Origin of the sequence: Iodobacter sp. CM08, assembly GCF_033446605.1 — a bacterium.
GTDB lineage: Bacteria > Pseudomonadota > Gammaproteobacteria > Burkholderiales > Chitinibacteraceae > Iodobacter.
In genome coordinates this window covers 1-23,036 of record NZ_JAWQUO010000048.1, presented here as the reverse complement: position 1 = coordinate 23,036, position 23,036 = coordinate 1, and the positions used below count along the sequence as shown (strand labels likewise).

Sequence of the window (23,036 nt, the reverse complement as noted above, 5' to 3'; positions counted from 1 at the left end):
CTTACTTTTATCAGGTGGCTAGCTTGTTACTGGGGCCATGCGGTACTTAAAATCTGTAGCTTAGTGTGTGCAGGTTTATCGACGAGCAGTACTAGATTGCTATAGGGCAGCTTTGTTGCATTAAAAAAAGGATTTTATCGATGAAATATTCAGGTTTATTGTTAAGTGCGTCAGTTTTACTTGCTGTGGGTGTAATAAGCGGATGTGCTACAGATTCGGTGGCCCCTGCGGTGAATGCCTCCGCAACATCGTGGATAAAGCAGCCCGTAACTGCAACGATTGCACTGGGTAAGCCTTATCTGCTGCAGTTTGACAAAATGGCGGCAAAGTTAACCCCACAACAAGAAGAAACACTGACTAGCTTAATGCCGCAGTTGAAAGAGGCTAAGTCAATTATTGTGCGTGGCTTTTGTAATAAAAGGGATATTGGTAATGCGAAGGATTCGGCTTTAGCACGTGCAGTGAATGTTGAGAGATTTTTAGCGGGCTTGGGTATAGCGGATCAGAAAATGAGCCTGCGCTATAACACCGACGATGCTGAGCATGGCGTCGAGCTTGAAATTGGTAATTGATTTTAATTCCATTTAGAAACTAGATTTTACTTGGCGGCTGGCGGTACTTGCTGTGCATCCTGCCGCCTTGTTTGTTTAGCAATCTATCTAGTTGGAATAAACCGTTGATCGATTCAGTAGGCGGCCAGATTGCATGGCCGCCTAGCACAGATTAAATACGGCAGAATCAGTCGCGTTTAATATCCAGCAATTCATTGAGTTGCCCGAGTGTTGCATCATCCTTAATAACCGCACCCAGCCATTCTTCTAGACTCATTTCGGCCCACTTAGCGGCACGTTCCGCAAGCAAGGCGACGGGGCTATGTGGCTCGTTCTGGCGGAAATAACGCGCAACTTCCACTAGCTGGCGAACGGCATCCTCACGGCTTTGTAGCGGGCCTTGCCTAACCGCCGTGGTCGAGACTGCCGGAGTACTGGTATGGGCTCGGTTTGGTGTGCTGGCTGGCATAGCGGCATGCTCGGTATGGATGGCAGGGGCTGATGGCTCGCCCCATTGCTGGCGTAAACGGCCAACAACTTCAAGGCAGGCATTCAGTGCATTACGGCATTCGGCAAAATTAGGTGAGGCATGGCCAAAACGCGCTTCAATACGGGCGTCGAGTGCCTGATAAATTTGCTGGGTGTGCTCTAACTGTTGATGTAGTTGCTTAAACCAGCCGGCTCCGCTGGCATTGACGCTTTTATCAAATGTTTCGCCTGCTAGTTTGCCTTCTGCAATAGCGGCTTCTCTTGCTTGGGAGTCTTTTAGCCCGATATTTTCAACTTCGCGGGATTCTTGCCATTGTTGCCAGTTATAGCCGCCATGCCGAGGGTCGGTCAGCGGTACTTCGCGCAGCGCCATGCCGATCTGGTTGTTAAACCACTCAAGCTTGCCCACTCGCTCATCAAGATCGTGTGGGTCATACTCTGGGTAGCCGGTTTCCCAGTATTGTTCGAGCAGGCCATCAAGCAGTAGCAGGGCGAGCTGCGCGCCATTAAAACCAGTGGTTTTAACCAGCGCTTCACCGTACCAAACAGCCAGCTGCAGGTCTTTACTTTGCTGACTGATGCCTTGTTTACACAGCTGAATGACTTTGCTCCAGTCGGCGGTTTTTAGCTGCTGGGCCCAGTCACCTTGAGAAAGGCCGGGATCATCTGCTCGGCGTGCTTCGCGAATTTGATCAAAAAGGGTTGAATAGCCTAAGTCCTCACCGGCAGGTAGATCTGCAGAAATAGGTGCCAGTAAAGCGGTCAGTTGTTCGTGAATAGTCATAGTGTTTCAAAAGCTCTCGTCAGAAGTCCGTGTACGGGGTAAAGATCTCTATACTTGTATAGGTAGTAATATTTATATAGGAGTAAGGATAATAATTTCTTTCAATCTTACTCAGTATTGGCCGATAATGTCTGCTTTTATGCAGACCAATGACGTATTTTTTTACGTGAATTGTCCTTCTGCCATATCTACTCACTCTGGAAAAACAGTGTCCGCATGCTAGATTCATTACTGCCGTACTACGAACGTGAGCTGAGTTTGCTGCGTGAATTGTCAGGTGAATTCGCCCGTCGCTATCCAAAAATTGCAGGACGCCTGCAGCTGGAAGGGGATCAGTGCGAAGACCCGCATACCGAGCGCCTGATCGAATCATTTGCTTTTCTTGCTTCGCGCATCCACAAAAAATTGGATGATGAATACCCAGAGATTGCTGCTAGCTTTCTGGATGTGCTTTATCCGCATTATTTGCGGCCCATTCCTTCGTCGAGCATTGTGCAGTTTGAGTGCGATCCGCAGCGCCCAGAAATTGCCAAGCGTTATGTGATTGATCGTGGTCAGCCTGTGCATGCGCCTGCTATTGGTGGGGTGACGTGCAAGTTTCGTAGCTGCTATCCGGTGGATTTATACCCGCTGGCGTTATCTGAAGCCAAGCTGGAGTTAACCAGCAGCTCGGCCAATTTGCGCCGTATTGCCCCCGATGCCGCAGCGGTACTCACGCTAGAGTTTAATACCCACGGCAATTTACCGATTAGCGGGATCAATTTACAGTCGCTGCGCCTGTTTTTGGATGGCGAGCCTGCACTGATGCACCTTGTGTATGAGCTACTACTTTCAGGAACTATGCGCCTACGGGTGGGGGATGGCAGTGACGATCCAGCCCGAACGCGCTCGCTGCCTGCCTCGGCCATTTCGCCGGTGGGCTTTGGCCGCGACGAAGGCGTGCTGGAGTACGACGAACGATCTTTCCTTGGCTATCGTCTACTGACTGAGTATTTCAGCTGCCCAGATAAGTTTTTGTTTGTTGATATTCAGCAGCTGCAGGATGTGGCTTTAAAAATACAGGGTAGCAAGTTGGTGGTGCAGTGCTTATTGCAGCGCTGGCCAGATACCGAGCGCCATGCACGTCTGCTGCATCATCTGCAGGCGTCGCACTTTAAGCTGGGCTGCACGCCGATTGTAAATCTGTTTGTGCAAGCGGGTGAGCCGATACGCGTGACGCACCAGAAAACCAGTTACCCAATCATGGCCGATGCACGTAAGCAGCAGGCATTTGAAGTGATGCAGCTGCGGCGGGTGGTCAGGGTGGAAAAAACCGGCAGCCAAGAGAGTAGCGAAGAAGTACTGCCGTTTTACGCGATTCGCCATGGTGTGAGCAAGGAAGGCCCAAAGTTTTACTGGCATGCCAGCCGTGAAGCATCACCGCGCCAAGAAGATAAAGGGACCGATTTAGAACTGCATTTGGTTGATTTGGATTTCAACCCAGTTCGCCCAGGGGCAGAAGTGTTGAGTCTTGAGCTTTTGTGCAGCAACCGTGATCTGCCCGAAATGATTCCTTTTGGTGGCAGCCAGTCTGGCCAGCATACCGATTTTACTTTGCCAGGCCACTCGGTGGTGAAGCGGGTAAAACTACTGCGTAAACCAAGCAATAGTTTGCGCCCGCCGCAAAAGCGCGGTCTGCAGTGGCGGCTGGTCTCGCACCTATCGCTTAATTATCTCTCCCTGATTGAATCTGGCCGCTCGGCGCTGCAGGAAATGCTGGTCTTATACAATCAATCTGATTCGCCAGTGAATACTCGGCAAATTCAGGGGATTGCTGCCATCAGTAGCGCCCCAGCGGTGACAAGAGTGTTAGGGCGTGATTTTGCCGGTTTTGTTCGCGGTACCGAAATCACCCTAACTTTGGATGAAGAATATTATGTAGGTGGCAGTATTTATTTGTTTGCCAGCGTATTAGAGCGATTTTTCGCACTCTATTGCTCGCCAAATAGCTTTACCCGCTTACGCGTTAAAACTAAACATGAGGAGATTGCCGCATGGCCAGCACGCGCCGGGGAAGCCCTCGTCATTTAGACCAAGAGTTGTTAGCTAATCCTACGGGGTATGGTTTTTTCCAGACTGTAAGGCTGCTGAGCTTGGCTGCCAGAAAGCGTGGCGACCGACGCGGCCCTTTGCCCGCCGGTTTGCGGTTCCGTACTTTGGCCAATCTGGCTTTCCCTGCCAGTGAGCTGACTCGTTATAGTGCTGTGCAGACAGAAGATGGCGAAATCAATGAGTTAGAAGTCGCTTTTATGGGGCTGACTGGCCCGAGTGGTGTGCTACCTAATAGTTACACCGAGCTACTGATTGAGCGTCGCCAGCAGTTTCGTGACCCTACCCTGCATGCTTTTTTAGATATTTTTAGCCATCGTGCTATTTCTTTATTTTATGGCGCGTGGAAAAAATATCGCTTCTGGCTGCAGGCAGAAAGTGGTGAGCAAGATGGCTTTAGCCGTAATCTACTCGATTTGGGTGGGATGGGGCTGAGTGCTTTGCGTGCGCAGATGGGCAAGGGCGCGCTACAAAATGAAAACCTGTTTGTTTATTATGCGGGGCTCTTAAGCCAAAAGCCGATGTCTGGACAAGCATTAACCACCTTGATCGAAGGCTTTTTTGGTTTTAGGGCTGAGCTAGTGCAGTTTGCTGGGCAGTGGATGAATTTGCCTGAATCAGAACAAAGCCAGCTTGGCGGTAGCAGTTGTGAGCTGGGTTTGTCGGCCTTTGCTGGTGATCGGATCTGGGATAGGCAAACTAAGCTTAATCTGCGGCTAGGGCCATTACGCTTGCCGCAGTTTTCGGCTTTGCAGCCTGACGGTGAGGCGGCTAATTCTTTAAGAGAGCTGCTGAAATTTGCGCTGGGCCACGGGCTGGCCTGTGATGTGACGCTGATTCTGGATAAGCAGGATGTGCCCGAAGCTTCACTTGCAGGCTCGCTGCGTTTGGGAGGCAGCTGTTGGCTAGGCAGCCCAGAGCATCATCCGGAAGACATGGCGTATTGTCTGGTGAAATAGTTATGGGCCCCCTTCTGCGGTGGGGGGCTGTTCCAGCGGCAGCAAAATACTTAAAATAGCGCCTCCATCTGGATGGTTCTGAGCAAATATTTCCCCCCCATGCCCTTCAATAATCTGTCGGCTGATGGCAAGGCCAAGGCCTGTGCCGCTGGCAGGCCCGTGCAAACGGCTGCTTTGGATAAACTTATCGAAGACCAAATCCAGTTCGTCCTCAGGAATGCCAGGGCCGTGATCGCGCACACTTAAGCCCATTGCTTGATCACCATTTTTTAATTGGCCAACTTCAATAAAATGGATATCAATATCTTGGCCAGCAGGGCTAAATTTAATCGCATTAGAAAGTAAATTAATGATAACTTGTGTAATTCGTGCCTTATCAAAAAAGAGAATAAAAGGCGGGCCTTCAGAATCTAAATGCAAATGCAGTTGCTTGCTGGATAGTAGTGTTACCAATTCAGCAGAGGCGCTTTTAGTGATGCTTTTAATGTCATAACGCGTTTTGCTATAGCGCATTTTATTAGCTTCAAGCCGCGACATATCGAGTAGATCATTAAGTAAAATCAGTAGGCGATTGCCGCTAGAATGAATACGTTCAAAATAACGAATTAAATTGGCGCTACCGGCTGTTCCTACTTTGGATTGACCTATTTCAGAGAAAGACAAAATAGCGTGCATTGGTGTGCGTAATTCGTGCGACATATTGGCAAGAAATATAGACTTTGCCATGTTGGCCGCTTCTGCCGCTTCTTTAGCCTCTAATAAATTATGCTCAACTTCTTTTAGCTTAGAAATATTAGTTAAAAAAGCAAAGGCGTATTCTAATTGTTGATTTTCATCGATAATACAGGCGGAATTAATTAAAAATGGCCGGTTTTTGCCATCTCTCGAGCGTAGAGTCACTTCACCAACGTGATTGCTGCTGCCATTATGAATAGCCAAATTCTTTGGGAAAATGGCATCGGCATTATCTGGCCAGAGCTGATCGGGTTGTTGGCCAATGAGGCTTTCGCGTTTTAATCCGAGCTGCTGGCAAAATGCTTGGTTAATATCCACAATTCGGTTTTTATTATCAATAAGGATAAAGCCATCTGCTGTGCCTTCAATAATGGTGCGCTTAAGGCGCTCTGATTGCTTAAGCGCATGCGCGGCAATGCGGGCGGCGCTGACGTCTTCAATAACACAAATAAGCCCCTTGCTCATATCCCCTGCAATCAGCTCTTTAGCGTAGACCATGGCCCAAAAGCTAGAGCCATCGTGACGAAATAACTCCATTTCCCCTCTGAATATGCCCTTGTTTTTAATGGCTTCACGAATAGGGTGATTGTAAGAGCTAAATTGTTGGGCCGACGCATGTAGCGTATCGGTTGGCATATCGGTGATTTCGCTGCCGCTATAACCAAATAAGGTTTCAAAAGCGGGATTGACTAAGCGAATTGTATTTTTAATAGAAAGCATAATAGCCAAGGGGCTGGCATCTAATACGCTGCGAATCTCTGTGGTGCGCTCATCAACTAAATCTTGTAAATGATCTCGGTGGCGGCGTAATTCATGTTCACTATTTTGTTGCTCGGTAATATCTCGTACCGTGGCGCATAGATAGGCGGCATCCTGAAAGGTGATATGGCTAAAGGTAATTTCAACCGGCAATTGCATATCTTTTTGATTGATTTGATGCGTGGTGTAAAGCAAGCGTTTTGCTTGCTTAAGTGTTTGCCAAAATCCTTGCCATTCTGCGTGCTTAATTTGCGGAAAGATATCAAAGAAGCGTAGTTTTAATAGCTCTTCGGTTTGATAGCCAGTGCTGATCGATGTGGCGCGGTTGGCGTAGCAAATTTGGCCAGAAAAATCGGCCCAAACAATAATATCGGGCGCTTCATCAACGGTAAATTGGGTAAGGTGAAGCCTTGCTTCAATGCTTTCTATGCGGCGTAATTGCTGTAATAGCAAATAGAGCAGGCAAGAAATAATCAGCATAAAGCTTAAGCCCGCAATAGAGCGAGTAATTAAATCATTATTAAATCGATTTAATAAGATGCTGCGATCGGTAGAGATTAAAATAATCAGTGGCAAGGTGCTTTGGCTGGTGTGAAATGCAGTGAGCTGCTTGATATTGTCGTCGCTGCTTGGATAAACGCTAGAGCCTTGTAGGCGGCGTTGCTCAAACAATAGCGGGTCTGTTTCACGTAAATTGCGGCCAATTTGTGTTTCATCAAAGGGATAGCTAAGTAAAATAATGCCGTCGCTACGCAGCAAGTGCACATGGCTACCGGCAGGTAATTTAAGAGATTTATAAAACTGAATAAAATACTGGGGCTCTACCCCTGCTAAAACTACGCCGCCAAATTGCCCATCTGGTTTTTGGATACGCTGGGTAACCGGAATCAGCCACTTGCCATCGCTACGGCTGAGTACGGGGTTGCCAATCATCGGGCGGGTGTCTTTAAACTGCTGGTGATACTGAAAATAACTACGGTCGGCTAAGTTTATGCGACGGGCTGGGTATTCTAAGCCATGGCTTTGAATGAGCCCTTTACTATCAATCGTGATAATGCCGCGAACTTGCGGGGTGAGTTTTACCTTGTCTTGTAAAACCAAGTGCATTTGCAGCTCGTCGGCGCGGTCTGCACCACCAAATTGGTTGAGGTTTTCCACGATGTTTTGCATGGATTGTTCAACAGAAACCATGGTGCGGGTGGCGTGCTCGTCTAAGGAGCGTGCCAAGGACAAGCTACCGCGTTCTGCTTCTTTGATGGTTTCTTGATAATCCCTAACCGACATCCACACCAAGGCCAGTAGCGTAACGATGGTGAGTACGGTGTAAAGCAGAATAAGCCCGCCACGTAGCAGGCTAAGCGAGGAGGTAGAGCCGTCAGTGCGAAGTAATCGCGAGGGAATCCAGTTCATAGCTTTAGCAAGTCGTCGGCAAGGGCTGTTTATTAGATTAAGTCATTGAGGGCTTAGCGCCAACTAAAGTGAGCTTTGCAAAAAACTATCTTTGGTCATGCTGCTGCGCTTGAAAAAGTCTATTCAACATAGATAAAGTCGACTATTTCAAGCGCGCCTTGTCTTATTTAAGAAATAAAAGTGGTTGGGCTCCCTAAGGCGTACCGCCGTGGCGATACGCTTAGGTTTTAAGACTTCGCGTCTAACTCTTCCCAGCGGTTCATTTTTTCTAGAATCAAACCATCTAATTCTTCGATACGTAGTTGCATTTGATGGGCCAGCTTAGGGCCATTACGATAAATGCTGGCGTCGAGTAATTGCGCTTGGATGTCGGTTTTTTCGGCTTCAAGCGCACTAATTTGCAGCGGTAATTGCTCTAAAAGACGTGCATCGTTAAACGATAGTTTCTTTTTAGCGGGCTCTGCAGATTTTGTGGCGGGTGGCGCTGAGTTCGCCGATTTTTTCGGGCTGTTAGTTACCACTACTGGTGCAAGGCTGGCCATGCGTGCTTTGGCTTCCATCCAGTCGGCATAACCACCGGCGTTTTCAACTAAGACGCCATCACCTTCAAACGCAATTACTTGGGTCACCACGTTATCAAGGAATTCACGGTCATGGCTAACCAAGAATACCGTGCCAGAGTAATTAGACAGTAATTCTTCTAATAGCTCGAGGGTGTCGATATCCAAATCGTTAGTTGGCTCATCTAAGACCAAAACATTGGCTGGGCGAGTAAACAAACGTGCTAGCAGCAAGCGATTACGCTCGCCACCAGATAGCGAGCTGACAGGGCTACGTGCACGCGCCGGTGCAAACAAGAATTCTTCTAAGTAGCCAATCACGTGTTTACGCTGATTACCAATTTCAATGAAATCGTTACCTTGGCTGATGGTATCAATCACGGTGGCGTTTTCGTCGAGCTGCTCACGGAATTGATCGAAGTAGGCCACTTGCAAATTAGTGCCTAGGTTAACGACACCGCTATCGGGCTGCAATTCACCCAAAATCATTTTAAGCAGCGTGGTTTTACCCGCGCCATTTGGGCCAACCAAGCCGATACGATCGCCACGGATCAAGCGTGTGCTGTAATTGTTGACCAAGGTGCGGCCGTTATAGCCCTTGGTGACGTTTTCTAGCTCGGCAACTAATTTGCCTGATTTATCGCCAGCGTCCACTTTAAAGCTGACATTGCCAACGCGCTCACGGCGCTCGCCACGTTCAATGCGCAGCGCTTCTAGGCGGCGAACACGGCCTTCATTGCGGGTGCGGCGGGCCTTCACGCCTTGGCGAATCCATACTTCTTCTTGAGCTAAGGCTTTATCGAACTTTTTATTGGTAAATTCTTCTTGCTCGATCAGCTCTTGCTTTTTAATTTCATAAGCTTTGAAATTGCCTGGAAAGCTGGTCAGGTTGCCGCGATCTAATTCAATAATGCGGGTGGAAATATTATCCAAAAAGCGACGATCGTGGGTAATAAACAACACGCTACCAGCAAAGTTTTTCAGTAGTTCTTCAAGCCATTCAATGGCGCTGACATCCAAGTGATTGGTTGGCTCATCCAGTAATAATAACTGTGGTTCTGAAACCAAAGCACGGGCTAAAGCCACGCGTTTCTTCCAACCGCCAGATAAAGCACCAATTTTTGTGTCTGCAGGTAAATCTAAGTGCGACATAATCGATGCGATTAAGGAGTCGAGTCTCCAGCCGTCTTGCGATTCCAGCTCATGCTGTAAATCCATCAGGCGAGTCAAGCTTTCTTCGGTGTCATCGAGTGTCAGTAAGGCAGCGTGGTAATCCACTAAGACCTGGCGTACAGTACCCAGCCCTTCTGCAACGGCTTCATAGACGGTTTGTTCCATATCAAACACTGGCTCTTGCGAAACAAAAGCCATTTTTGCGCCGTTTTCGATACGGATAATCCCGTCGTCTAGCTTATTTACACCAGCAACGGTTTTGAGTAAGGATGATTTACCTGCACCATTACGGCCAATGAGGCCAACGCGCTCGCCAGGGTCAAGATTAAAACTGGCACCATCCAAAAGAGGGACGTGGCCGTAGGCGAGATGGGCGTTTTCTACAATGAGTAATGGCATTTGGTACCTTGTTAGCGTTTAGGCTTGCTACTTAATATATACGGCAGATATTGCACGCTGGATTTATCAGACCGGTGAAAACAATTGCAAAGCACGAATAAGGTGTAAAGCGGGCAGTCATCCATATTTACGCACGGTAAACTGCGGTTTTTGCCATTCTTTACCTTGTTTCGGGGGTTTCGCTCAGTTTTTAATGGTCTGTGAAATAGTTTGTCACTCAAAAGATGGCGAGTACTGATTTGCCAAGTAACTAAAGATGCGATTATACGGCTAGACGGGCATGGCCGATACCTGTAAGTGTAGTAACAATCATGCTAGCGCTCTTTGTGTTGAGCGCGTAAGCAAGCTTGCCGGTGCTTAATTTGTCTAATAACGCTGATACGCCCAACTCGGATACCGCGAATGATAAGACGCTTGATACGCTGTTGCTTGTTGATGAGCTTACTGCAGGCCTCGCCGCTATGGGCTAAGCCTGTGGCGAGTGTAAAAAGTACGCACCCTGCCTTAAGTAAGCCAACGCAACTGGCCGCAGCTGGGGAAAACTTTGATCCAAGTAACCCGCCAGAGCGGCTGCGGGTATTGGTGGCGCTAGGGCCATCGACCTTCTTTATTCAGAATGGTCGCCAATACGGTGTGGAGTACAGCATGCTCACCGAGTTTGAAAAGTTTCTAAATCAGGGGCGGGCCAAAGGCCAGCCGCCGCTGCGTTTGCAGTTTATTCCAGTGGATGCAGGTGAGCTTATTCCCGCTCTGCGGGCTGGGCGGGGCGATATTGCTGCGGGGTTAATGCCTGTTACAGAAGGGGCCAAGCAGTTAGTGGCTTTTTCAACGCCCTATTTACAAGATCGTTGGTGCACCGTAGGTGCAGAGGAAACCGCCAGCCTCATCTTGCCATCTGCCAGCTATGCGCAGCGCTTAATGGCAGATTTTAACGAATCAAGACGTAAAACGGGCCATGCAGAATTTGAGGTGGAAAACGCAGCGCCAGGGGTGAGTAGCGAAATGCTCCTTTCTGAAATCAATAAAGGCGCAGATAAGACCACTCTGGCAAGCCGTTTTGTTGTTGATTTATGGGATAAAACCCTGCCTAAACTCAAAGCATCGGCCAACTGTGTAGAAGAACGCGTGCCGGTGGCTTGGGCAGTACGCAAAGATGATAATGCTTTGCTCTCTACTTTGAATCGCTTTGTAGATAAAGCAGGGCTGCTTGATCGGGCGGTCAAGGCTACGCGGCGTTATTTGGTGGCCGACGGTAAAGTGCAGACCACTGAGAAGCTTAGTTCCTTAGATAAATTGGCCTTTTTTGCCCCTGTTTTTCAAATTGTGGCGGCCGCAAATAATCTAGATTGGCTGCTGCTGGCGGCGATTGGGCAGAAAGAATCCGGTTTAAATTCGGTGGTGCGTAAAAAAGGCCCAACGGGCGTGATGCAAATCAACCCCGCTACGGCTCGTAGTATGGGCGTTAAAAATCCGCATGATGCAGAGGGCAATGTAACGGCTGCGGCGCGATACTTAGGTCATTTACGCGACTTTTTTCAGAATCCTGGCATCAGTGACGAAGATCAGTTGTATTTTATGATTGCGGCCTATAACGCGGGTGAGGGCCGAGTACAACAATTACGCAACCAAGCCGCCGCGCAAGGTTTGGATAGAAATCGCTGGCTGGGTAATGTAGAAAAGGTAGCGCTTAAATCGGTTAGCAAAGGCATGGTTGATTATGTGTCTACGGTAAGCCGTTATTACATCGCTTATCAGGCCGCTGAAAAAGCGCGTAAAAAACAGGGGGCGGTGGCAGCCAGCGATGCTAAGTGAGTGAAGCTACGCAGCACCTGTTTTTAGTCCACGAAAAACACTAAATACTCGAAAAAACCAATGAAATACCTATATTCGTGGTTTGATTTACTTTTGTTTGGTCAGCGCGGTGTAGTCAATTCTGTTGAGTTAAGCACTTGTAGGATGGGCAAGGTAAACCGCCTTTGTCTTTCCTGCTTGCTAAATCAATAGAGTTGGTCGTGTGGTGGCGTTACTTGTAAGTAATTGATTTGGCTTGTTATTGTTTGAATAAAACAAAAGTTAATATCGATGCGGCATTTGTGGGCGATGTATTTGGGGGGATGTGTAATTAGCAGTCAGTCGGTGTAGGGATTATTGAATGTATTTTACCTATTCGTCTGCATTCTAGTCGGGGTTTTCTGCAGTTTAATCCCTGTATTAAGCGCTTGATCGCAGCACTATTTAAGCCTGTTATTGATTTGGCTACAGTGACATTATCTTAACCCGCTTAGAGAATGTCATGAAAGCCTTTATCCTTATCGCTGCTGTGATTGCTTTTTCATCGCCTGTTTTTGCACAAACCTCGGCTAATGATACGCAGATTATTAAACTGCCTAGAATAGAAGTGATTGCTAAGCGCCAGCCACAAATTATTAAGTTACCAAGAATAGAAGTGGTGGCTAAAAGAAAGCCTGCGCTTATGGGGCAGTCATTAACGTCGGTAAAAAAAATAAACCTAATTACGCCATATAGTGCGTAATGAATTGATATCAGGCATAACGTTTGTTAGCCTACTCAATATAAACTGATTCAGTCTCTTGCATGTGCGATGTTCTTATATTAATTAGCGAAAGTGCAGTATGCAGTATTTAAATTATTCAAGACCTAGGGCGCATGTCTTTTGCTGGGCAGGTAAAGTTTTTGCAAGCGAAGGTGATGATGTTCTCTAGTGAAATTGAGCAAAAGAAGTAATTAGGAAAGGGATTGTTGATGGCAGATATTCAAAACATAAAAAATCAACTCAAAAGTGTCTTTGAGGAGTTTAAAGTCATTTTTGATCGGCTAGCGGTTTGGGTGATTCAGCTAAGCTGGGGTAAGTTTATTTTTTTGGTGATTTTTCTGTTGGTTTTAGGTGGGGCATTAGGAGATGGGCTTAAGTTACTTGTAGATATTGAAGATCGGGCTAGCCCGCCTCCACAACCGCATATCGTGCTAAAAATCAGTGAAGAAAAAAAAGAGCAGATTAGAGGAGAAATTAAAGAAAAAGTATTAAAGCTAGAGGAATTAAGTGATGTATCCGAGCAAAAGAAACTACGGCTTGCCAATGATCTGACTGATGTTTTAGATGTATTTAATCTTTTTGATGAAATGGGCGATGTAGTCGTCGCCCCTGCGCCTAAAGTTTCTCATGCCCATATAGAAGTCAATGATATTGTGGCTGTGTTTGTATTAATGCTGTTGGGGATTAAAGTATTAATGGGGGGTAAAAAGCGTGCAGAAGCTTTAGCTCGTGAATCTCAAAAAGAAGCAGAAAGAGAGTCGTTATTAAGGCAGGTGGCTGAAGCTAAAATACAAATGATGCAGGCGCAAATTGAGCCCCATTTTTTGTTTAATACCCTAGCATCAGTTGAGTATTTAATTGAAACGGATCCTCCCCGCGCCGCAGCAATGCAAAGCAGCTTGATTAAGTACTTACGCCAGGTTTTACCGCAAATTAGGGAGCACGCTGCGAGTAATAATCTAGGCCGAGAAGCCGATATGGTAACGGCGTATTTGGTGTTATTAAAAATGCGGATGGAAGAGCGCTTAGATTTTAAGATTAATATATCTGAAGGCCTACGCTCGGCAGCCTTTCCACCGATGATTTTGCAAACATTAGTTGAAAACGCAATTAAGCATGGCTTAGAGCCAAAAACTGAAGGTGGATTATTAATTGTTAACGCAGAAGTAGCGCATCAAAAACTGCGTATTACGGTAATAGACAATGGTTTGGGCTTTGGTATGGCAAAAAGTAGTGGCACCGGTTTAGGTTTGCAAAATGTGCGCGAACGATTAGCTTTGCTTTATAAAGGGCAGAGTCAATTTTTAATTACTGAAAACAAACCAAGTGGTGTTTGTATTACGATTGAAGTGCCTTATACTTTGGCTGCGGTTTAATAGATCACCTAAGTAGATAGGAAAAAGTTTTCTTGCATCGTTGTCTTGCCTTGTCGTACTAACTGTACTGCCTGCGGCTTCGACGCCTTGCCATAAAACTTTTGCACAAGTACTTACTCTATTTCGCTGCATAAAAAATATAATTAAGGGGGCCACGAGAAACCTATATTTCTAAATAAGACAAGGCGCGTATTAAAAAATAGACGCTGCATATGTTTGATATGTAAGGGGATTTTTTTAATACGCAACGTAGTATTATGGCGAAAAATGGGTTTTTCGAGGTTCCCTTCAATGTAATATGGAGCTTGATGCGGAGTATGCAAAGCCCAACATTCTTTAGTGGATGGTTGGGTTTTGTTTCGCTCAAGGCCAAGCTACGTTTTTTGAGGAGTTGTGCTATGCCCACTGCGCTGATTGCGGACGATGAACGTTTAATGCGCGATCAATTAAAGCTACGTTTGGCGCAGGTTTGGCCAGAATTAGAAATTATTGCGGAAGCTAAAAATGGTGAAGAGGCGATTAGCCTTACTTTTGAGCATAATCCTGATTTTGCTTTTTTAGATATTCGTATGCCGGGTACCACAGGCTTGGAAGCGGCTCAGGCTATTTCACAATCAACGCATGTGGTTTTTGTTACGGCTTATGACCAATATGCGGTGGAAGCCTTTGAGCATGGCGCAATTGATTATGTATTAAAGCCTGCGGATGTAGAACGCCTTGCTTTAACCGTGGAGCGATTAAAAAAACGCTTAGTTAATCCACCCAATGATATGCAAGACTTAATAGCTAAAATTGCGAAACAAGTAACACAAAAGCCTGTTTATTTACAGTGGATACAGGCATCTATTGGCCAAGAGCTACGTTTGATTCCCGTGGATGATGTATTGTTTTTTCAATCAGATGAAAAATATACACGGGTGCAAACAAAAAACTATGAGGCCTTAATTAGAAAACCAGTACGTGATTTGCTAGAAGAATTAAATCCAGATTTATTCTGGCAAATTCACCGCGCAACTTTGGTTAATAGCAAAGCGATTGAAGGTGTAGTTAAAGATTTGCGTGGGCGCTTATTGGTGAAAGTAAGTGGTTTAGATGAAAAACTAGAAGTGAGCCGCAGTTTTACACACTTGTTTAAACAGATGTGATCATCAAGCGGGCTGATTGCCTACTCTGCAGCGATACATTATTAAGCCTGATTATGCCTCTTGCTCAAATAAAACCATGTATTGCATGTAGGCCAACACACTGGGCAGCTGTTTACTGCGCCCTGTTTAGCAAAGGCGCAGCAAGCAGTACCCCTACAGGTTATATTTCTTCGCGTTGTTCATCTCAGATAAATAACAAAAAATGAGTATGAGGCATAATCCGCTTATTAAAAATATCCCGCACAGTCTGACAAAAATATAAATTAGGCACTATTCTTCTACTAAGCTTTATGCTTATTTGGAGAAGAAATGCGTAAGCTTTTGCAGGGGCAGATATGGGTTCTTTATGTTGGGCTATTGTTTGCCGCAGCAAGCACGTTTGCAGCTACTCCGTTCAAATATACGTTTACGGTGGTTCCCCAGTTTAATCCTAGCCAGTTACACCAGGAGTGGACACCCGTTTTACAGCGTATTTCGCGCGAGACGGGCATTGTGCTAGAGCTTAAATTAGTCAGCACCTTCTCTTTGTTTGAAGAGGAGTTAAAAAAAGGCTCGGCTGATTTTGCTTACGTCAATCCTTACCATGTGGTGATGAGTAAATCCGCTCAAGGCTATATGCCGATACTGAGGGATAGCACGCCTATATTTGGTATTTTATTGACTCGCCGCGATAGCCCATTTAAAACCGCTCACGATTTAAATGAGCAAACTATTGCGTTTCCTGCAGCGAATGCATTTGCGGCTTCACTATATATGCGTGCGCTATTAGCGGAGCAAATTGGCATTCGATTTAGCACACGTTATTTGAGTACACATTCTAATGTGTTTAGGCATTTGGCTAGAAATGAAGTTGCGGCGGCAGGCAGTGTTAGCTCGGCTTTTAATGATGAGCTACCAGAGCTGCGCGAGCAGTTACAGATTATTTATAAAACGCCTGAAGTGGCATCGCACCCTTTGGTTGTCCACCCACGGGTAAGCGCTGCGGTGCGAGATGCGATAAAGCAGGCTTTTTTAGATTTAAGTAAGGATGAGGCAGGACGCGCACTCCTTAAAGAAATTCGCTTCCCTAATCCGGTGCTGGCTAACTACGCCAAAGATTATCAGCCTTTGGAAGCATTAAAGCTGCAAAAATATTTTGTTACTGAGAGTAGATAGCATGATTAAGCCGCCGTGGGTTACTCATTTGCAGCGAGCTTTTTATCAGAGCTTGCCACCTAGCTTAGTGCGCCAAATTATGCTGCTGACTACAGTGTGCTTGGTGGTTTCTATTCTTGGCTCCGGTGCGTATACGGCGCAAAAACAAACCGCTTTGCTAAGAGAAACCATTACCCAGCATATGTCCTCACTCGCGCAAAACTTGGCGGTGGTGGATACGCAGTTTTTGCTGGTGGGGGATTGGGTGAGCATTGAAGCAATTTCAATGCAAACCGCAGCAAGCCCCGACGTGCTATCGGTACAAGTATTGGACGAAAAAGGCAAGATACTGAGCGAAGTAATTAAGCAAGATGGCCGCGTATTGCCGCGATTTAGTGCAGATAAACTAGCGATACCTAGCGAGGCTAAAGCATCTACTTTGCAAGACTCTAAGCAATTGCTTAATGGCTTGGGGAGGGTTGATACGATGTCGGCATGGCAGCCTATTATTGCAGGCTCAACCATTGGTTGGGTAAGGGTGAGCTATCACATCCATAGCTTAAAACAGGCCGCATTTGCCATTTGGATGCAAGCTTTAGCGATTATTGTGTTGGCGATTGGAATCACGCTGTATTTGTTGAGTTTATTACTGCGGCCACCACTGCGTGCTTTACAAGCGGCTACACAGTTTGCGGCAGATTTGGACCATATGCAGGGTGAAAAAATTCAGGAATCAACAAATATTGTGGAGATTGCGGCACTTAATAAAGCATTGAATTTAGTCTCTGCACGTTTGTTTTCCCAAAGCACGCACTTAAAGAATAAACAGTTTGCATTGGATCAGCACGCTATTGTGAGTGTGTCTGATTTAAGCGGAAATATTAGCTATGTGAATGATCTGCTTTGTAAAATTAGTGGCTATAGCCGTGAGGAATTACTAGGGCAAAGCCATAGAATATTAAACTCTGGATTTCATCCAATTGCATTTTTTACTGCGCTTTGGCAAGACATCAGTAACGGAAAAGTGTGGCATGGGGAAATTAAAAACCTGAGTAAAAATGGTGAGTATTATTGGGTTGATTCAACCATTGTTCCCTTATCGGGGCCCGATGGTAAGCCAGAGCAATATATTGCTATTCGCACAGATATTACTGCCATTAAAAATTATGAATTGTCTTTGCAAGAAGCCAAAGCCACGGCAGAAGCTGCAACGCTAGCTAAAAGCCAGTTTTTGGCCAATATGAGCCATGAAATTCGCACCCCTATGAATGCCATCTTGGGCATGCTTAAATTGCTACAAAATACCGAGCTAAGCGCTCAGCAAATGGATTACACCAGTAAAACAGAAAGTGCCGCGCAATCATTATTGGGTTTACTGAACGATATTTTGGATTTTTCCAAAATGGAAGCCGGTAAAATGGAGCTCGATCCTCAGCCATTTAGGCTGGATCAGCTTATGCGGGATTTATCGGTTATTTTATCGGCCAATATAGGGCCCAAGCCGATTGAGGTGTTATTTGATATCGACCCCGCCACCCCTAAAGCTTTGATTGGTGATGTGTTAAGGCTACGCCAAGTGCTGATTAATTTAGCGGGCAATGCCATCAAATTTACTGCTGAAGGTGAGGTGGTGATTCAGATTAAAGTACTGGCCCAATCGGATAGCACCACCACCTTGCAAATTGCCGTTAAGGATAGTGGGATTGGCATTGCGCCAGAAAATCAGCGCACTATTTTTGAAGGCTTTGCGCAGGCGGAGGCATCCACAACTAGGCGGTTTGGTGGCACAGGGCTGGGCTTATCGATTTGTAAGCGCCTAGTGGAATTGATGGGGGGCGAGTTAAAACTAGATAGCCAACTTGAGCAGGGTAGTACGTTTTATTTTACGCTAACCCTAGCATCAACAAATGAGTTGCTTGGGGATGTGGGGGGAGGGAACTCTAGAGCCAATGCGCTTAAAAATCTGCAAGTTTTGGTGGTGGATGATAACGCAACTGCACGCGAGATCATGCTGGAAATGGTTCAGTCTTGGGGCTGGCAGGCGGATGTGGCCGAGGGAGGGGAGCAGGCGATTTCCCTTGTTGAAACCCGCATAAGAACGGGGAAAATTGGCTATCAAGTGATGTTTGTTGATTGGCAAATGCCAGAAATGGATGGCTGGGAAACGTGTTTGCGTATCCGAGAGATCATCGCCCATGCCCCCATGAGCGATGCGCCAATTATCATTATGGTGACGACACATGGCAGAGATTTACTCGCGCAAAGGAGCCCCAAGGAGCAGGCGCTATTGAATAGTTTTCTAGTTAAGCCGATTACGGCATCCATGCTGTTTGATGCAGTAGCGGATGCTAAATCGGGGCTGAGTAATTTACGTGCAGGGATAAGGAATGAGAGTGTAAAACCACTGCGCCTAGAGGGGATAAGGCTATTGGTGGTTGAAGATAATTTATTAAATCAGCAAGTTGCACAAGAGTTATTGACGGCGGAAGGGGCGTTGGTTGAGGTGGCCGCCAATGGCCAACTGGGGGTGAATGCCATTATTAATGCGGTTCAACCCTTTGATGCCGTGCTGATGGATGTGCAAATGCCGGTGATGGATGGTTATATGGCAACGCATATTATTCGGCATGGCTTAGGGATGGCCAGCTTGCCAGTGATTGCCATGACCGCCAATGCTATGGCTTCGGATCGAGGCGCTTGTTTGGCGGCAGGAATGAATGATCATATTGGTAAGCCTTTTGATTTATTAAACCTGATTCAAATTTTACACAGCCATATTAGGCACTCTTGCCTTGATAATTTATTCCCTAAAACGCTGGAATTACCGAAAGAGGCACTTATTGAGCAGCCCGAAGTTGCATCAATTGATCAACAGGGGGCACTAGAGCGCTTGGGTGGCAATAAAGTTTTATATGAACGGATATTGGCTGCTTTTTTGGGCGAAATTACGGCCATGCCAGATCAATTGGATACGTTATTGCAAGTAAATAATCAGGCCGATGCAGCCCGTTTAATGCATACGCTTAAAGGGATGGCCGCCACGGTAGGGGCAAACTATTTAGCTTCAATGGCATCAAAAGCGGAAGGTGAACTTAAATTAGATGAAAGTGATTTTGCTAAGCGCGATTTAACCCTGCGGTTTCGGGCGGCTGTGCAGCTTACAATGCGGGCATTGGGGCAAGATGTGCCATTAGCAATTGCTGCCTTGCCTAGGCTAGATATCCCGCGCTTAATTGCCGATATTCAAGAGCTGCATAGCCTATTGAATCAATCCGATATGCTGGCCTTTGATGTGCATGCGCGTTTAAAAAACACGCATATAAAAGCCATGAATGGCGAGTTAATGGGGCTGAATAACGCGATTGCCTCCTTCGATTATGCAGAAGGCGTGATTCAATGCGAAGCCCTATTAAAAAAATACAGCGTGTTACTGGCTAGCTAAAAAATCCACTAGGCGGTAAGGATTGAGTAAGTAGTTTGCATGCATTTTTATCTGGATAAAAAGCGTCATCCCCGAGTGTTTGGCCGGGAATCCAGTTGCATCGCGGAGCTCCCGCGCCTGACTAAAGCATTCAAGGGTAGGCCGCAAACGCGGGAATGACGATGCTGATTTTTGTAAGACATAATCAGGAAATAATTTATGACTTTAATCCTTAATAAGTATTAATCGCCTGTAATAACTCCGCCTCTAAAGCGCGTGATGCGTGTTGATCTTTAAGTAATTCACCACTAATCAAAAAATTATCTTCTGCCCGCTCGCCCAGCGTCATGATTTTTGCGGATTGAATTTCAATATGTTTATTGGCAAGCACGCGGGCAATGGTGGATAGCAAACCGGTTCTATCTCCAGCCGCAATCGATAGCACATGGTATTTGCCACGCTCATCCGCCCTAATCATCACATGGGGCTGAATAGGAAAATGCTTTAATTGCCGTGAAATACGCGTTTTATGCACTGAGGGTAGTGGCAATGATTTTTCTAATTGCTGGCTAAGCTCAAACTCGATATAGCCGATTAAATCGCGGTAATGATCAACGCGATTATCAGGAATATAAATATAGAAACTGTCCAGCGCATAGCCATTTTGTGTGGTGTGAATATGCGCATCAAAAATGGTATAACCCGCGCGTTCAAAAAAGCTGCAAATCTGCGCAAATAAATCATTTTTATCCACGCTATACACCATCACTTGCAGGCCTTCGCCCGATTCTGAAAGCCTAGCCCGCACAATCGGCTTGGTGGTGCTAACACGTGAAAACAACATACGGGTATGCCATGATATTTCTTTGGCATCGTGGCGTAAGAAATACACGGTATCGAGTACTTTCCAGAACTCCTCATGCGCATCTTGGCGTAAGCCATGCAGGCGGATTAAGCGCAGCGCTTCATCTTGGCGCTCTTCTAGCCAAGAGCGGGTTGGGGCAGTTTGGCTGCTGAGTAGCCGCTGGGTGGCTTTAAATAAGTCTTCTAAAAGTTTGGCTTTCCATGCGTTCCACACCTTGGGGCTGGTGCCGCGAATATCGGCAACGGTAAGCAAATATATGGCCGTGAGCTTACGTTGATCCCCCACCCACGCCGCAAAGGCTTGAATGGTTTCAGGGTCATACACATCTTGCTTTTGGGCGACGGATGACATCGTGAGGTGATGCTCAACCAGCCAAGTAATCAGTTGGCTATCTTCGCTAGCAAGCGGCATGCTGGCGCACCATTTGGCGGCAATCTCTTTGCCTAATAAGGAATGATCGCCACCACGGCCCTTGCCAATATCATGAAATAGCGCCGCTAGATATAAAACCTCAGGCCTATCGAATTCGGTTAATAATCTAGAGCATAAAGGGTATTCATGGGTAAAGGCATTCACGGCAAAGCGCCGCACATTGCGTAATACCATTAAGGTGTGTTCATCCACCGTATAAACATGAAATAAATCATGCTGCATACGGCCCACAATTTGCCCGAACTCAGGAATAAACCGGCCCAATACCCCATATTGATTCATACGGCGTAATACCCGCGTTAAGCCACGCGGTTGCCTAAAGATATCAATAAAAAATTGTTTATTGATGGGATTGCTACGAAATTCATCATCAATCAGTGAGCGGGCGTGCCATAGCGCCCTCAGCGTGGCGGGGCTGATTTCTTTGGCGTCGCGTATGCTTTCTAATTGCCAAAATAATTCTAAAATAGTTGAAGGTTCACGCTCAAATACCTCGGGCGAGGTAATTTCAATCGCTTCGCCACGTAATTGAAAGTGGGTATTAATTGGAATAATCTCTACGCCAATTTGCGAGAATATCCGCGCGCGCAATGCCGCAATTAATAGCGGAGCTAATTGGCTGATAATCCGTGCTGCACGATAATAAGTGGCCATTAAAGCTTCACTGGCCCTAAGGCGAATAGAGCCTTTTTCGCTATCCTCAAATTTAAAGCTGCTCGCCAATGCGTGTTGATAATCAAACAGAATGCGATCTTCGCGGCGTTTGGCTAGCCAATGCAATTGGATGCGATAGGCCCGCAATACCCTTTCGGCATTTTCTAATTTGCTGATTTCCTCGGTGGTGAGCATATCTAGCGTGGCTAAAGCATGCCAATCGCGCCCTAGGCCTTGGCTGGCGGCAATCCAACCAATTAAATGCAAATCACGCAGCCCGCCCGGCGCTTCTTTAATATTGGGTTCTAAATTATAGGTGGCATTTTGAAAGCGCCCATAGCGCGCCTGCTGCTCTAATAGCTTGGCTTCAAAGAATTCTTTGGTATCGATATAGCGATGCACCGTGGCATAAAATTCGCTAAAGCGCTCGGCATCGCCCACCAAGAGCCGCGCCTCTAGGATGGTGGTTTGCACGGTAATGTCTTTTTCTGCCTCGTGCATGCAATCGGCGGTGGTACGCACCGAATGCCCCACTTCTAGGCCAATATCCCATAGCTCGCCCACAAAAACTTCGAGTTTTTCTAAAAGCGCTGGCGAGGGCAAATCGGGCAATAAAATCAGCAGATCGACATCCGAATAAGGAAACAACTCCCCGCGCCCATAGCCCCCAACGGCCACCAAAAGCACCTCATCAATAAACTGATGCCGGCCCCAAAGCTCGCTCAAGGTTTGATCCGTAAGCCGCGTTAGCTCACCCAGCAGAGGTAAGGCCTCGCTAGGGGTATCAAATTGTTGGTGTAAGGCTATTTTATTAGCGGCATAAGACGCTCGGATGGCACTAACAGGGCGCATATTTAGGCTCGGTCTAAGAAGTTGTAAGGCTTTTTGCTAGTTTATATGAGAAAGAGGGCGGGCATGGGGCATAAGTACCTGCACAGCACGTGTATAGCAAAAACGCTGGATTAGGTGGCGACGGATGCTGCCCAGAATGAAAGCTATATTGACGACCTGCGCGAAGCCCTGCAAAAAAGCAAAGGCCTAGGTAATTTTAAAAATCTGATGGTGTATGCGCCTAGCGGCAAGAAAGACGGCATGCAGCTTGCCCATCTCAGAAGTAGCGGCGAAGGACGACTTCTGGAATATCAAGAACGTAACAAGGGACGATCAGCTAAGCGCCCACCGCGTACCGGCGCAACTGATGGGCATCATCCCCAACAACACCGGCGGCTTAGGTGACGTAGAAAAGGCGGCGACCGTGTTTGCCTATAACGAGATTGAACCCTTGCAGGAACGGATGAAGGAGCTGAATGACTGGCTGGGGGTGGAGGTGATTCGGTTCAAACCTTACGTAGTGGCGTAAACAAACCCAAGCAAACAGCAAGCCCGCACAACAGCGGGCTTTTTTGTATGCATTTTGGGTGAAACCTGCACTCAGCCCCCAGCGCGCGCCCTCATGACCCCGCCACGCCTGCCCACTTAACCCACTAATTTTTATGCACCTGCATGATGAAGGCTCAAGCCCCGCCAAATATGGCCCTGAACGGTAAA

The 23,036-nt window shown here is 46.6% G+C and carries 14 protein-coding genes; 10 read left to right on the top strand and 4 right to left on the bottom strand.

Translation table 11 applies throughout. From position 1 onward, the window contains the following. The first annotated feature begins 140 nt into the window (after nt 1-140). Nucleotides 141-572 (top strand): OmpA family protein, encoded by a 432-nt coding sequence (locus tag R6242_RS19765; RefSeq protein WP_293932356.1) that lies wholly within the window; start codon nt 141-143, stop codon nt 570-572. A gap of 166 nt (nt 573-738) precedes the next feature. On the opposite strand, the gene tssA is transcribed toward R6242_RS19765, so the two are convergent. After that, on the bottom strand, nt 739-1,824 hold the full coding sequence (gene tssA / locus R6242_RS19760; RefSeq protein ID WP_318430195.1) for a type VI secretion system protein TssA: 1,086 nt from the start codon (nt 1,822-1,824) through the stop codon (nt 739-741). 216 nt (nt 1,825-2,040) lie between these two features. Here tssA and tssF point away from each other — a divergent pair, with 216 nt between their 5' ends. Both tssF and tssG read left to right on the top strand, forming a co-directional pair. Next, nucleotides 2,041-3,894, top strand: coding sequence for a type VI secretion system baseplate subunit TssF (gene tssF, locus R6242_RS19755; protein WP_293932360.1), 1,854 nt, complete (start codon nt 2,041-2,043; stop codon nt 3,892-3,894). Continuing rightward, nucleotides 3,858-4,871: a type VI secretion system baseplate subunit TssG gene (gene tssG / locus R6242_RS19750; RefSeq protein WP_293932362.1), complete on the top strand. Its 1,014-nt coding sequence runs from the start codon at nt 3,858-3,860 to the stop codon at nt 4,869-4,871. The genes tssF and tssG overlap by 37 nt, the downstream gene beginning before the upstream one ends. On the opposite strand, the gene R6242_RS19745 is transcribed toward tssG, so the two are convergent. Both R6242_RS19745 and R6242_RS19740 read right to left on the bottom strand, forming a co-directional pair. Next, entirely contained in the window at nt 4,872-7,775 is a 2,904-nt protein-coding gene (locus R6242_RS19745) for a PAS domain S-box protein (RefSeq protein WP_318430192.1), read from the bottom strand. A gap of 227 nt (nt 7,776-8,002) precedes the next feature. Beyond that, nucleotides 8,003-9,907 (bottom strand): ATP-binding cassette domain-containing protein, encoded by a 1,905-nt coding sequence (locus R6242_RS19740; RefSeq protein ID WP_318430190.1) that lies wholly within the window; start codon nt 9,905-9,907, stop codon nt 8,003-8,005. A gap of 435 nt (nt 9,908-10,342) precedes the next feature. Here R6242_RS19740 and R6242_RS19735 point away from each other — a divergent pair, with 435 nt between their 5' ends. The 6 genes from R6242_RS19735 (at nt 10,343) to R6242_RS19710 (ending at nt 19,558) form a co-directional block, all read left to right on the top strand. Continuing rightward, entirely contained in the window at nt 10,343-11,719 is a 1,377-nt protein-coding gene (locus tag R6242_RS19735) for a transglycosylase SLT domain-containing protein (RefSeq protein ID WP_318430188.1), read from the top strand. A gap of 481 nt (nt 11,720-12,200) precedes the next feature. Next, entirely contained in the window at nt 12,201-12,440 is a 240-nt protein-coding gene (locus R6242_RS19730) for a hypothetical protein (RefSeq protein ID WP_318430186.1), read from the top strand. A 230-nt stretch (nt 12,441-12,670) separates the two neighbouring features. Next, nucleotides 12,671-13,837: a sensor histidine kinase gene (locus R6242_RS19725; RefSeq protein WP_318430184.1), complete on the top strand. Its 1,167-nt coding sequence runs from the start codon at nt 12,671-12,673 to the stop codon at nt 13,835-13,837. Nucleotides 13,838-14,235: 398 nt separating this feature from the next. Next, entirely contained in the window at nt 14,236-14,982 is a 747-nt protein-coding gene (locus R6242_RS19720; RefSeq protein ID WP_318430182.1) for a LytTR family DNA-binding domain-containing protein, read from the top strand. 309 nt (nt 14,983-15,291) lie between these two features. Further along, complete coding sequence (locus tag R6242_RS19715) at nt 15,292-16,137, top strand: phosphate/phosphite/phosphonate ABC transporter substrate-binding protein (RefSeq protein WP_318430180.1); 846 nt, start codon at nt 15,292-15,294, stop codon at nt 16,135-16,137. Nucleotide 16,138: 1 nt separating this feature from the next. After that, complete coding sequence (locus tag R6242_RS19710; RefSeq protein WP_318430178.1) at nt 16,139-19,558, top strand: PAS domain-containing hybrid sensor histidine kinase/response regulator; 3,420 nt, start codon at nt 16,139-16,141, stop codon at nt 19,556-19,558. Between the two features lie 211 nt (nt 19,559-19,769). On the opposite strand, the gene R6242_RS19705 is transcribed toward R6242_RS19710, so the two are convergent. Beyond that, nucleotides 19,770-22,340 (bottom strand): [protein-PII] uridylyltransferase, encoded by a 2,571-nt coding sequence (locus R6242_RS19705; protein WP_318430176.1) that lies wholly within the window; start codon nt 22,338-22,340, stop codon nt 19,770-19,772. 247 nt (nt 22,341-22,587) lie between these two features. Between R6242_RS19705 and R6242_RS19700 the strand changes: the two genes are divergently transcribed. Then, nucleotides 22,588-22,848: a hypothetical protein gene (locus tag R6242_RS19700; protein ID WP_318430174.1), complete on the top strand. Its 261-nt coding sequence runs from the start codon at nt 22,588-22,590 to the stop codon at nt 22,846-22,848. The last annotated feature ends 188 nt before the right edge of the window (nt 22,849-23,036 follow it).